Genomic DNA, 13,503 nt, shown 5'->3' on the forward strand with positions numbered 1-13,503 from the left:
GCAAGGGTTTATATTTAATATGCTCCATTTTTCTTTGATTTCTAAGCAACTTCATAAAGTTTCCTATTTGATTTAAACTTATTTTTTTATTATAGCTCTGTTAATATAATTAATTTTAAATATATGCAAGGCTATGATAGAAGAAATTCTGACATAATTACATTAGACACTTCAATACCTTCATATGTTAAAAAAATATTATCATCATTTTCCACCATAAACCCATTGCTTGTATATTTATTTATTACCACCTCATAAACACTGTGTATATCAATATTAAATCTTTTTTGAAATTGACTTTTGCTTATGCCCATAATCTTTCTAAGCCCCATAAACATAAACTCTTCCATGTCGTCTTTAGTGGAATTTTTCTTTTTTTCTACTATTGCACTGCCAGAAGCATTTATTTTCTCCATATAAGCTTCTACATTTTCATCATTTCTATACCTAAAACCATCAATATATGAATGAGAAGCAGACCCACAACCAATATACTCCTCCATTTCCCAATATACTAAATTATGCCTACAGGCCATTTTGTCTTTTGCAAAATTTGAAATTTCATATTGAATATACCCTTTTCCACTTAAATATTCTATTGTTTCATGGTACATAGCTCGATCTATTTCCTCATCAGGGAGATTTAATGTACCCTGCTTGAATTTTTTATAAAAAGCAGTTCCCTCTTCTACTATTAAACTATAGCAAGATAAATGTTCTGGCTTAAGCTCCGTAACATTTTTCAAAGTCTCTTGCCACTGCGAAAAGGTTTGACTGGGCAAACCAAACATTAAATCTACATTAATGTTATTAAACCCTAGTTTCCTAGCCATTTCAAAACTTTGTTTAAAATCTTCTACAGTATGAATTCTCCCAAGACTTTTTAAAAGTGAGTCTTGAAATGCTTGAAGCCCAATACTGAGCCTGTTTACCCCCATTTTTTTAAAAAATTCTAATTTTTCCATTGTAAATGTTCCTGGATTTCCTTCAACCGTAAATTCTAACCCACCCGTAGTATCCAATCTATCAATACTTTCTTTTATTATTTCCCAGCCCTCTAAAGATAAATAGGTGGGAGTACCCCCACCTATAAATATAGTTTTTATTTTCTTATTTTTTATACTACTTATTTCTTTTGCGAGAGCTGCGCAGTAATGGAGCATATGTTCCTCTTTACCTGCAAAAGACGGAAAATCACAATATAAACACTTTTGCATGCAAAATGGAATATGTATATATAACGCCACATTTTTCATAGTTTAAGCCCTCTTTCCATTTTTAAAATTGAAAATTGAGAGTTGAGAGTTTTCTCTACCTCTCAACTCTCCATTATTTTAATTAATCTACCTTAAGTATAGCCATAAATGCTTCTTGTGGAACTTCTACACTTCCAACTTGTCTCATTCTCTTTTTACCTTCTTTTTGTTTTTCTAATAATTTTCTCTTTCTTGAAATATCTCCACCATAGCATTTAGCTAAAACATCTTTTCTCATTGCTTTTACAGTTTCTCTTGCAATTACCTTTGCGTTTATAGCTGCTTGTATTGGAATTTCGAACATTTGTCTTGGTATATGTTCTTTTAATTTTTCACACATAACTCGCCCTCTATGAGAAGCTGTTTCTTCAGGAACAATCATAGAAAGAGCATCAACTTTTTCTCCTTTAAGCAAAATATCTAATTTTACAAGGGTTGCCTTGATATATCCTTTTAATTCATAGTCAAAAGATGCATAGCCTTTTGTTCTTGATTTTAAGGCATCGAAAAAGTCATATACTATTTCATTAAGAGGCAATTCATAATTTACAACTACTCTAGTGGTTTCTATATAGTTCATATCAATGTATACGCCTCTTTTTTGTTGGCATAACTCCATAACTGTTCCTAAATGCTCCGATGGTGTTATGATGGAAGCTTTAACTATTGGTTCTTCCATATAATTAATTTCTGTAGGCTCTGGAAGATTTGTAGGATTTGTTATTTCAATTAACTCCCCATTAGTTTTCATTACTTTATATATAACTGAAGGAGCTGTAGTAATAATATCTAAATTAAATTCTCTTTCAACTCTTTCTTGCACTATTTCCATATGCAAAAGACCTAAGAATCCACATCTAAATCCAAAACCTAAAGCAATAGACGTCTCTGGTTCAAAACCTAAGGCCGCATCATTTAACTGAAGTTTTTCTAATGCTTCTTTTAATTCTCCATATCTAGAACCATCTACAGGATAAATACCACTAAATACCATTGGCACCGCTGGCCTATATCCCTTAAGTGGTTCTAGAGCTGGTCTTGCAGCTTCTGTTACTGTGTCCCCAACCCTAGCATCCCTAACATTTTTTATAGATGCAGTTATATATCCAACATCCCCAGCACTTAGCTCAGTTACAGGCAGATAATTTGGAACGAAAACTCCAACTTCTACTACATCATAGACCTTGCTAGTATTCATTAGCTTAATCTTTGTCCCTTGTCTAATTTTACCATCTCTAACTCTTACATAGCATACAACACCCTTATAGCTATCATAAGAAGAATCAAAAATTAACGCCTTAAGTGGAGCCTCTGCGTCACCACTAGGTGGTGAAATCTTATTTACTACGGTTTCTAAAACATCCTCTATATTAAGTCCAGTCTTAGCTGAAATTAGCGGAGCATCCTGAGCTTCAATTCCGATAACATCCTCAATTTCCTTAATAACCTCTTCTGGTCTTGCACTGGGAAGGTCTATTTTATTAATAACTGGTGCAATATCAAGATTATTATCTAAGGCAAGATAACAGTTTGCCAGGGTCTGAGCTTGAATTCCTTGGGATGCATCCACTACAAGCACTGCTCCTTCACAAGCGGCTAAACTCCTTGAAACCTCATAATTGAAATCTACATGTCCTGGAGTGTCTATAAGATTTAATATGTATTCTTCGCCATTATCCCTTTTATAAACAAGCCTAGCTGGTTGAGATTTTATAGTAATACCTCTTTCTCTTTCTAGGTCCATAGTATCAAGTACTTGTTCTTCCATCTCTCTTTTAGTTAAAGTACCTGTCTTTTCTAATAACCTATCCGCAAGAGTAGACTTGCCGTGATCTATATGTGCAACTATGGAAAAATTTCTTATGTATTTTTGTCTATCACTCTGCATTAATTTTTACCCCCGTTATTGTATATGAATTTAATTATTCTCTTTAGCATAACCTAACTATACTTTATATTCCACCTTTTATTATGGTAATTTGCCACAAAGTATATCAGCTTTTACAAAACAACTTAAATTATATCATAAATGTCTAGAGCTTTGTCAACACAAAGAACTTTTATAGGGGACTTATTTCACTACCCGTGTTAATATTTGTATTATTTTGATATAACTTCATTATATACATCCCTACACTTTGCTTTCATATCATCCAAAACTTTATTATTTACATAAAAAACATAGTCCTTTGTCTCTATTCTCAAATCAAAGGGTTTATATTTTAAATCAAGTGTGAACTTTGATTTTTGTCTTTCACCTTTTGTCTTAGTTATATTAACTTTAATAAATCCATACATAAATACGGAAAAACAAATAAAAATCACAAGAATATATTTAATTCTACCTTTTTTACACATAAAAAGTGCCTCCTAGGGTTCTAACAAATAGATAACAATTACTAATTATTATCTTCACCTTAGTAAGGATGCACTTTTTAATATATATTATTCACTTTTCCCATTTATTTGCTCTGCAATTATTCTTGCTAAATACTTACCAGTGTTTTTTACCTCTTTAATGGTATTATTATTTGACCCTACTTCAAACATCACAGCATTATCACTTTTATTTTGACTATAAAAACCTATCCCATATTGATAAGCATGTATTTCATTAGCTCTTAAAAAATCCGGAAATAATTTATTTGATGTTCCTATCATGGAATCTATTAATTTCTTTTGCTTTGCATATCTAGGGTTTTTCTGTGTTACTACAAACATAAATTGAGCTACATCTTCCCCATTTAATTTGGTAGTTACTGCATTTCCACTATCCCTATGTAAATCTATGATTAATTTAAAATCTCCATATTCCTTTAAATACTTATCTAAAGTAACTCCAGATTTTTTGTAGGCATTACCATAATCTCCTTTATCATGAACAGTCTTATCATTTATAACTGCAATTCCATAATTTTTTTCTAATTCCTCTTCTATTACATCTCCTACAGAAGTTACATTTCTTGTTTTATCCAAACTACTGTTAGTGTCAGATGTATCCGCATCTGATGTTCGATAAGCCTCGCAGGTATGAGAATAGTATATAAGCACTTCTGGCTTTGCATTATTTAGAGTTTTTTTCAATTTAGGATTATAAAGGTTTGCAATTACATTAGATTTTTGACTTGTAGCTTCAGCCTTACTTATTTGTTTTTCGCCTAAATTAAAGGGATTAAGAATAAATGTTTTTAAATTGTTTACTTTATTGCTATTATTTTTTGCATCCCCATTAGTTTCATTTTCATTCAAATATGAAATTTCTCTTGTTATTATTGATATAGGATTCGAAATGTCTATTCCTAGAAATGATAGAGTTTGTAATTTTAAACTACTTTCACTTTTGGGAGACTGCTCTTCATTGCCTAGGGACTTAATTACAGATAATGTATTATCAATAGCCTTAACATAAAAGTAATTCAAATAATTCCCTTCACTGTAGGCCAGAGCATTTTTAGGTAAAACAATTCCAAATAAAAAAATAATTAGTAATGTGAAAATACTAAAAACAATTCTCACATTACTATTCTTTTTAATAGTGTGTTTTGAAAAGTTCATTTTCATCCCCCCTGTTTTTACAATATATATGAGGGAATATAGAAATTTATTACTAGTTTAAGAACTTATTTATATCCTCCAGGTTTAGTGCTGGCTGCAAGGCTATATTAAGTCCACTTGCAATGATTTTAGAAAGAGAATTTATAACCATATCAATTTCCTTTGGTGTAACTACAAGATTACCAACATATGGATTTAATATCTCTGTTATCATCTTTTGCTTTTCTTCCTTATCAATGGATTTAAGCATATTATAAAATTCTCCCCCTGAATTTGCGGTTCTAATCATCTCATCAAGTACTAAGTCAATGGTATCATTAGCTAGCGTTGCTGCGTCCACAACTGTTGGTACCCCAATAGCTATAACTGGTACTCCAAGTACTTCTTCATTTATTTGCATCCTACGATTCCCTATTCCAGCTCCAGGAGAAATTCCAGAAGTCCCTATTTGTATTGTTCTATTTACTCTATCCATCTTCCTTGAAGCCAACGCATCAATGCAAATTACTAAATTAGGTTTAATTTTCTCAACCACACCTCTGATAATTTCGCCTGTTTCCATACCAGTAATCCCTAGCACCCCCGGTGATATAGCGCACACCGGCCTTATGCCTTCATCTATGGAATCCGGCACTAATTGTTTTAAATGCCTAGTAACCATTATTTTTGAAACAACTTTTGGACCTATAGCATCAGGAGTAACGTTCCAATTACCAAGCCCAACCACAAGCGCCGTCATACTATCTTCGAGTTTTATTAAGGGCTTCAATACCTTTCCTATTACAACACTTACCCTGTCCATAGCCTCACCATCATAGTGAACAAATTCTGGGATATCAATAGTTATATATGTACCTTTTGGTTTTCCCATCATTTTTTCTCCAACATCGCTGACTATTTTTACATTAGTAATTTTAATGTCACCCTCGCTATACTCTTCTACATCAACACCGCTGGTCTTACCATTACTCTCTGCACTGTATATCTCTTTAGCTTCCACCGCTAAGTCTGTTCTTATACTTATCATAATTTCACCTCAACTAAATTTTAATATTAGCTTTTCCTAATAGCCTTTTCCTATTCTTAAAAAGTATTTATTTAAATTTTACATTTCTATAAAATTTAACATTATATTAAAATTTCTATATGTAGGATAAGTTTAACTTGAAGTGCTTTAATTTTAATGCTATAATATCAATTGTCTATTGTCTATTAAATAGACTCGTATGCGGTTTTCCCCAAAACTGCTGATACGGATTAAATACAAAGGGGGGTGAAAATGAATGGCAAATATTAAATCAGCAAAAAAGAGAATTAAAGTTACTGAGGTTAAGACATTGAGAAATACAATGATTAAATCAGCTTTAAAAACTAAGGTAAAGAAATTCGAAACAGCTGTCGTTACTGGCAACGTTGAAGAAGCTAAAACTACATATGCAAACGTGGTTAAAGCTTTAGATATGGCTGTAACAAAAGGAATTCTTCACATTAATAAAGCAGCAAGAAGAAAGTCAAGACTCGCAGCGAAGTTAAACAACTTAAGTTTAACTGCATAATAAACAACCGGTGATGTCCACCGGTTTTTATTTTTTTTGTTACATAACAGTCTTTATCATAAAGACTTCCATATTTATCTTATTATCAGTAGAAGTGCTTTTCAGTGTTTTTTCCGTATCAAGGCATAGCTCAATATTTCTCTTTAGCCCTTTTAAAGTAAATTTCATACTCTGTGATATCATTTTTTCACATATATAAGGATGAAGCCTTAACTCCCCCGCCAAAATTTCTTTTGTTTTCCCGCTTTCAATGCCTAATTTAATATTAAATAAAAGATTGAATTGCCTAGCTATCATAAATAGTATAAGCGGAATCTTCTCTCCCTTATATATAAGTTCATTTAAAATGTCTAAAGCTCTTTTAATATTTTTCTGAGACAAATAATCAACTAAATTAAAAATATCATTTTCACTCTTTTGAGGCATCATAGCCAAAATATCGTCTTTTGTAATGTCTCTTCCCTCTGCATAAGAAACTAATTTTTCTACTTCATTAACTACGATGTCCATATTATTGTCCACCTGACTACAAAATAGTGTAAGTTCAGCCTTCCCTATTTTACTACCTGCAGCTTGGAACAAATCCATACATTTTTTCTGGAGAACTTCACCCCTTAATTTATCAACTTTTATAACGCAGGCTTTTTTATCTATTTTTTTAATTTTAGCACTTGGTTTCTCTCTATCATTTGAAAACACATAATATATAATTAAAATGCAATGAGGTGCGGGATTGCTTAAATATTCATTTAGCAATTGGAAATTCTCACTTTTCAAATCCCCGGAAGTTTTACTCCCGCCACTATCACTTAAAAATGACGCTCTATATACCACCACTACTTTTTTATCACTCATAAATGGCATAGTTTCACAAGATTCAATAATTGCCTCAAAATCAGCTTTGTTACCATCAAATTTCGAATAATTCAAATCCATAAAATCACTTTTTAGTACATTATCAGTTACAAATTTGACATGCTGCTTTATTAATTTTTCATCCGATCCGCAAAATACATAACAATTATCTAATTCATGTTTCTTTAATTTTTTCTCTAAATCCGTAAAATTAATCAAAATATTTCCACCAACCCCTGTTAAAATTTTAAAACTTTGTTTCCTAGAATTATATGTTTATTTATTATTGTACCTTTAGGTGTATAAGTTTCATCCTTTTTTAATTTTATAATTCTTTTATATGCTGTAAATTCACTACCCTTATTATTAAAAGCCTCTAGATTAGATTTTATATTTGATTTTTCTAAAAAGCATACTTGTGCTTCTAATTTATTACCATGACTGATTAACCTAATCATAGCTTTACTGGAAAGGGTCATTGTTGAATCTCCTTTGTACCCCCGAAAAACATTATCTACTTTTACAGGCACTTTTAGATCCTTCACATTGATGTTACCTGTGGTCACTGCAATTGTATCACTTCTATATTGTATTAAAACTATATCATTATTATTTACATTTATATAGCTAATTTCTGGAAAAACTTTATAATTTTGATATGCAAAAACAAAAATAACACAAAGGGGAAGGTACTTAAATTGCTCATATCCACTTTTAATTCCAAGATAACACAGATATAAACCAAATACAACTAAACTCTCTATATAAGAAAAGTAAATTATTTCTGGTAACATTACACCTAAAATTTTTTGAATATATTCTATAATTGTTAAAATGGTATACAAACCATAATTTATTAAATTGAACAATTCTTGAACACCGCTAAAGATAAGTCCTATATTTCCTAAAATCACAACTACGGTATAAAAAGGTAATAACAATAAGTTGCTAAAGAGAAATCCGAAACTAAAAGTTTTTAATGTGAAAATCGCATAAGGCAGTGAAAATATTTGAGAACTTATACTTAAACTAAAAGATTCATTTAAAGCTTTGGGAAGCTTATATAGCACCTTTTTTATCTTCTTATTAAACAATATAATTCCAAGAACACAAAGAAACGAAAGCATAAACCCAATATCAAGAATATAAAAAGGTCTAAACAACAATAGTATAATTGCAGCTAGGCTAATAGATGACAAACTATCATATTTTTTATAAACTTTACTTGATATTTTTAATATAAAAATCATTATAAAAGCCCTTATAGTAGATGCTTGCCCTCCTGTAAATATCATATATAAAAAAGAAAATAAAAGAGCACTTTTATAGCCAATAATAATTTCCAATGCTTTATACACTATTGACATATGTAGTCCTGAAACGCTTATAACATGACTGATGCCTAATTTTTTAAAATCTTCCTTTTGCGTCTTTTCAATAAAGCCACTGTCTCCAAAACATACAGCCATGACTAGTGCCGTTTTTTCTTTTCCAAGTACTTTAGAAAATTTTTGATATAAGTCTTTTCTGAAACTTTTAACCTTTGATATTAAATCCTCATCACATATTTTATAATCATTTACTATATATGTTCCAACTATACCTCTTTCATAAACTGGCATTTTTTTAAAATTACCAGTTATCCAAACATTTCTTCCCTCCGTTAATTCAAAAATATTACCCTCTAAAATAATTTTCTTGTTATTGGATTTTGCATAGCAAAAATAGTTACTTTTGTCTGAAATCCGAACTTTCACCTTTTGTGCATTTGGCAGGTTGATATTAAAATAAGAATAATAACTTATTGCAGAAGTAATAAAAAAACAAAGTATTAAATAATAAAATTTTTTATCTATAGTTAAATACATAACAGCTAAAAAAGATGCAGCTATAACTGCACCTAAAATAGGACTATTAATTAAAATTAAAAACGTAAAGCATCCCATAAAAATTGATACTGCATAATACACTAAAGGTCTAACCATAATATACTGTCTTACTTGAAAATTTATTTGTTAAAAAGAACATATTAATTTGTTCCATCCTTTTCTATTTCTATTATAATCTCAACATTGTGGATATTAGGAATGGCATGAATCTGTTTTACATGAGGTATGCCCGTTTTATTTCTTATTTTAAAATAATTATAAGTAATTTCCTCCGCCGCTTTTTCCGATAAATTATTATAACTTATAAAATACTCTTCTTCTGGTATATCTAAAAAAATTGTATTACTTCCTATTATCTTTGTTTCAAATATATTTTCAAGCATTTTCACACCTCCACAATTTTATTTTATCCAACAAATATTAAAATTAATCAGGGTATTTTTGCTTATTTTTCATTTTTCCAGCTGTGGTTAAGTAAGAATATTAAAAATGCACATAAAAATAAATATAAACTGTAATAATATATTAATAAGTGACAAAATATAAGAAACTTTATTTTTCAAAAAATGTTTTTCATATATTAAAGTTATGGAGAATATGTTTTGGTATAAAACAAAAATAATAAAGCCTATGTGGGCCGTGCTGATAATTGTAAATTCACCCATTAAGCCCAAAATTAAAAAATATGTACCACTAGTAATAAATGAATTTATTACAGAAACTCTTTTTATATATTTATAGTTAATATTTTTCATGTCTTGATCTGTATTCCTGTTTTGAAATAGAATCGACATCCCTGAGCAAGGTATAATTATAAAATTTAAATATAAAATTTCAATAAGTGTAAATGGCATTTTACTTCTAGTAATTAAACAAACCAATATCATAAGGATTTCACTAAACCCTGCTACACTTACAAATAAGCCCAATTCATTTATATAGTTAATAATCTTTTTACTATGTTGAACTAAATTAATTATTTCGCTTAAATCATTTTCTTGTAAAAATAAGCTTGATAATTTTCTTACTACCGTGCTACATTCATTTCCTGTTGAAATGGATATACGGGACTTATTAAGGTATTCCAAATCCGTTAACCTATCCCCTACCGAAGCTATAGAATGGCCTTTAGAATTTAGGCAGTTCACAATCTCACTTTTATGTTTAGATAAAATTTTGGAGAAAATGCTAACACCCTCAATATTTTTTTCAAATTCTTCTTTGTCCATATAATCTATTTCTACCCCGGATAAAACTTCCTCTTTTTTCTGTGTAAGACCTATTAGTTTTCCAAAAGCTAAGCAAGCTAGTTTATTATCCTCTTCATCTATAATAAGCTTAACATTTAAGTCCGCACAGTTTTTCACTGCTGCATACGAACTATTTTTTATAGGATTTTCAAAACCCATTAGACCTACAAAAACTAAATTGCTTTCAATGTTTTCATCAATGCTAGGTTCATAATTGAAATTTCTATATCCAAACCCTATAACATTATAAGCACTATTAGACATGCCTATATGAACATTTATAATGGCTTTAATATCAATTTCTTTAATTTCCTTTTCTACACCATTAATTAAAATATGCGTACACTTATTTAATAAACTATCAAGACCACCTGATACATTAGCTCTATATCTATCCTCAATCTTATTCACAACAGTTTTTATCAACCTATCAGAATCATAGGGTATTTTAAAAACTCTTTCTTGTTTCATTTCTAATCTACTTTTTTCTGCCAATTCTTCATTACAAAATTTAAGAATTGCATATTCTGCTAAGTTTTCAATAGAATTATCATTTCCACTATAAGATGCTCCACCACTTTCTAGTTTAGCATCATTGCAAAGTAATGCTATACTGATTATTCTTTCCATAGTGTCTTCCATAATAACACCTTGTTTTTCCACATCAACAAGCATATTGTCACAATACACTTGTCTAAAAACAAGTACATTCTCAGAAATACAACCAATCTTCTTTGTAAATATTGTAGTAATATCCTTGATAAAATATATAGCAGAAATACTCTTTATGTACATATTCTTCTTCTTAAATCCACGGAATATAATATTAAAAAATAAAAATAATATTATAATATAAATTGGCGAATAAGATGTCATAAAAACATATATAAGAGTGTTTATAATTTCATGAATTGAAAATTTATTGTATAGTGTAAAAAGTAAAGTTATGGCAGCTACTATTATAGTAACTTTCGATACACTATTTGCAATTTTATTTAGTTTTTTAGTAAAAACCCTATTATCATTTTTATATTCCAGTAACGCACTTGCTATTTTACCAATTTGCGTATTCATCCCCGTAGCAATAACTATACCTAGTCCAAATCCTTCAGTAACAATAGATGATTTAAAAACCATATTCTTTATTTGAGAAAGATTTATTACCCCTCCCTCTATTTTCATAGAGTACTTTTCAACTTCATGTTTTTCACCTGTTACAGCAACTTCACTCACCTTAAGATCTTCGCATTCTATTATTCTAATATCCGCTGCCACATAACTACCTTTTTCTAAATAAAACATATCGCCAACCACTATTTCTTCACAAGCTATTTTACATCTCTTTCCATCTCGCAGTACATAAGAAAAAGCTGTGTTTAAATTATCAATTGCCATTAAACTTTTTTCTTCACTGTAGTCTCCATTAATTAACATTGCAACACTTATTATCATTATTAAAGTTGCAAGACATGCTATAGCAGTTAATCCGTTGTAGAATAGCATAGCTATAAAAACGAAGGATACGATCATCCATAATTGTCTTATTTCTCCAAAAATTAAAGTTAAAAGACTTTGAGTTTTTGGCTTTAATATAAGATTTTCGCCATGTTTTTCCCTCATATGTTTAATTTTGTTTTCATCTAGCCCTAACCTACTGTCTGAATCTAAAATTCTCACTACTTTTGTCATTGTGTTTCCATACCATTGTTTCATATTAGTCAACCTATCCTTTAGCATTTTTTATACACTATATAATATTCGTTGAATAAATTGGAGACTTTAGCATAAATAGCTAAAGTCTCACAATTTTAAAGCACAATATGCCAATAGGGTTATCTTATCAATTGGTTGTTTTTAGATTGTCCCATTTCTATTTCTCCATCAGCGTATATGTACATTCCAAGGCCTTCTCTTTGATCATCTAGCCACTGCCCTATATATTTATCTCCAGTAGCCCAAGTATGGATGCCTTCGCCATGCCTAAGTCCATCTTTCCAACCACCTACATAGATATCTCCATCTGGCCAATTACAGATACCTTGACCAGTTTTTTCGCCTTTTTCCCAATCTCCTATATATCTTTCACCATCATCCCATGTATATATTCCACTACCATGTTTTTCATCATCACTCCACTCACCTACATATTTTTCCCCGCAGACCCAAGTAAGAGTTCCTTCGCCGTGCATTTTATTATTTTTCCAAAGACCTACATATTTACTTCCATCCGTATAAATAAAAGTCCCTTGGCCATTCTTTACACCATCTAATTTTTCTCCCTCATAGGTTCCCCCGTGGATATGTTCCTTTTGGGCAATTGTCTCCTTATCTAACTTAACATTATTCATGGTGATTTTGCCCATATTAGCTTTACTTAATTTTATATTTTTCATATTATCCTAGCTCCTTTTCTCTTTGCATACTTATCTTATTATTTTATTTACCTCATCTACAATATACTATATCATGCTTTGCCTAAAATTATACAATATTTTTTTGCAAAATAAAAACCTGTAGGAATTAATCCCTACAGGTAATTTTTATTAGATAATATTATCTTTGAAATCCTCTATTGTTTTGTTGTTTTTTAGCTCTTCTACAATCAGGACATCTTTGTGGTTCATTTTCGAATCCTTTTTCTTTGTAAAATTCCTGTTCACCCTCAGTGAATACGAATTCTTGTGAACAATCTTTGCATATTATAGTTTTATCTGCCATTTAAACATTTCTCCTTTTTAATTATATTAAGATTTAAGAGCTGATTTACTTTATATGCCTAAAAAGGTAATGTTTAAATCATATTAAATCTTGATGTTAATGATTTTGCAATCTCAACTCACTTAGAATAACACATATATTATTAATTTGCAATGCTTTTCTTTAAAATACTTATAAAAACACTAAATATTTATTGTTTATTATTTCGAGCTATTGCTAAATTAATGGTTTCTTTAACAAGGTCAATGGCTTGTAGTTTGCTATGTCCCTTATGTTTTATTTCTTCTTTTTCTTTTTTTGCTATTGCTTTGAACGGATATTCTTTCTCATCATTTTCCATAACTTCTATTCCATAGCCTCTGTATTCTTCCATATTCCACCTCTTATTATTTATTTAAAATGTTGTTCTTAATTATATATTTCT

13 protein-coding genes are annotated in these 13,503 nt (G+C 30.0%); 1 reads left to right on the forward strand and 12 read right to left on the reverse strand.

Annotated elements, in window-relative coordinates; translation table 11 throughout:
* Window positions 1-131 precede the first annotated feature (131 nt).
* The 5 genes from hemW to gpr form a co-directional block, all read right to left on the reverse strand.
* Window positions 132-1,256, reverse strand: coding sequence for a radical SAM family heme chaperone HemW (hemW, locus tag G9F71_RS17550; protein WP_164949093.1), 1,125 nt, complete (start codon window positions 1,254-1,256; stop codon window positions 132-134).
* An 82-nt stretch (window positions 1,257-1,338) separates the two neighbouring features.
* Window positions 1,339-3,144: a translation elongation factor 4 gene (gene lepA / locus G9F71_RS17555; RefSeq protein WP_164949094.1), complete on the reverse strand. Its 1,806-nt coding sequence runs from the start codon at window positions 3,142-3,144 to the stop codon at window positions 1,339-1,341.
* A 212-nt stretch (window positions 3,145-3,356) separates the two neighbouring features.
* A complete protein-coding gene (locus G9F71_RS17560) occupies window positions 3,357-3,614 on the reverse strand; it encodes a hypothetical protein (RefSeq protein ID WP_164949095.1) in 258 nt (85 codons plus the stop codon).
* 87 nt (window positions 3,615-3,701) lie between these two features.
* Window positions 3,702-4,811, reverse strand: coding sequence for a stage II sporulation protein P (locus G9F71_RS17565; protein ID WP_164949096.1), 1,110 nt, complete (start codon window positions 4,809-4,811; stop codon window positions 3,702-3,704).
* A gap of 52 nt (window positions 4,812-4,863) precedes the next feature.
* Entirely contained in the window at window positions 4,864-5,838 is a 975-nt protein-coding gene (gene gpr, locus G9F71_RS17570; RefSeq protein ID WP_164949097.1) for a GPR endopeptidase, read from the reverse strand.
* Window positions 5,839-6,094: 256 nt separating this feature from the next.
* On the opposite strand from gpr, the gene rpsT reads away from it, so the two are divergent.
* A complete protein-coding gene (gene rpsT / locus G9F71_RS17575) occupies window positions 6,095-6,367 on the forward strand; it encodes a 30S ribosomal protein S20 (protein ID WP_124998191.1) in 273 nt (90 codons plus the stop codon).
* Window positions 6,368-6,406: 39 nt separating this feature from the next.
* Here the strand turns inward: rpsT and holA are convergent, their stop codons facing one another.
* The 7 genes from holA to G9F71_RS17610 form a co-directional block, all read right to left on the reverse strand.
* Window positions 6,407-7,441, reverse strand: a complete 1,035-nt coding sequence (gene holA, locus G9F71_RS17580; protein ID WP_164949098.1) for a DNA polymerase III subunit delta — start codon at window positions 7,439-7,441, stop codon at window positions 6,407-6,409.
* Between the two features lie 20 nt (window positions 7,442-7,461).
* A complete protein-coding gene (locus tag G9F71_RS17585) occupies window positions 7,462-9,207 on the reverse strand; it encodes a ComEC/Rec2 family competence protein (protein ID WP_164949099.1) in 1,746 nt (581 codons plus the stop codon).
* Between the two features lie 44 nt (window positions 9,208-9,251).
* Window positions 9,252-9,494 carry a hypothetical protein gene (locus G9F71_RS17590; protein ID WP_124998197.1) on the reverse strand — a complete coding sequence of 81 codons (243 nt, stop codon included), beginning with the start codon at window positions 9,492-9,494 and terminating at the stop codon, window positions 9,252-9,254.
* Window positions 9,495-9,581: 87 nt separating this feature from the next.
* Window positions 9,582-12,074, reverse strand: coding sequence for a cation-transporting P-type ATPase (locus G9F71_RS17595; protein ID WP_207712052.1), 2,493 nt, complete (start codon window positions 12,072-12,074; stop codon window positions 9,582-9,584).
* Between the two features lie 119 nt (window positions 12,075-12,193).
* Complete coding sequence (locus G9F71_RS17600; protein WP_164949101.1) at window positions 12,194-12,754, reverse strand: MORN repeat-containing protein; 561 nt, start codon at window positions 12,752-12,754, stop codon at window positions 12,194-12,196.
* A gap of 160 nt (window positions 12,755-12,914) precedes the next feature.
* A complete protein-coding gene (locus G9F71_RS17605) occupies window positions 12,915-13,079 on the reverse strand; it encodes a zinc-ribbon domain-containing protein (RefSeq protein WP_124998203.1) in 165 nt (54 codons plus the stop codon).
* Between the two features lie 190 nt (window positions 13,080-13,269).
* Complete coding sequence (locus G9F71_RS17610; RefSeq protein ID WP_164944470.1) at window positions 13,270-13,452, reverse strand: hypothetical protein; 183 nt, start codon at window positions 13,450-13,452, stop codon at window positions 13,270-13,272.
* Window positions 13,453-13,503 lie beyond the last annotated feature (51 nt).

It is taken from the genome of Clostridium sp. FP2 (genome assembly GCF_011065955.2).
Taxonomy (GTDB): domain Bacteria; phylum Bacillota; class Clostridia; order Clostridiales; family Clostridiaceae; genus Clostridium_AD; species Clostridium_AD tagluense.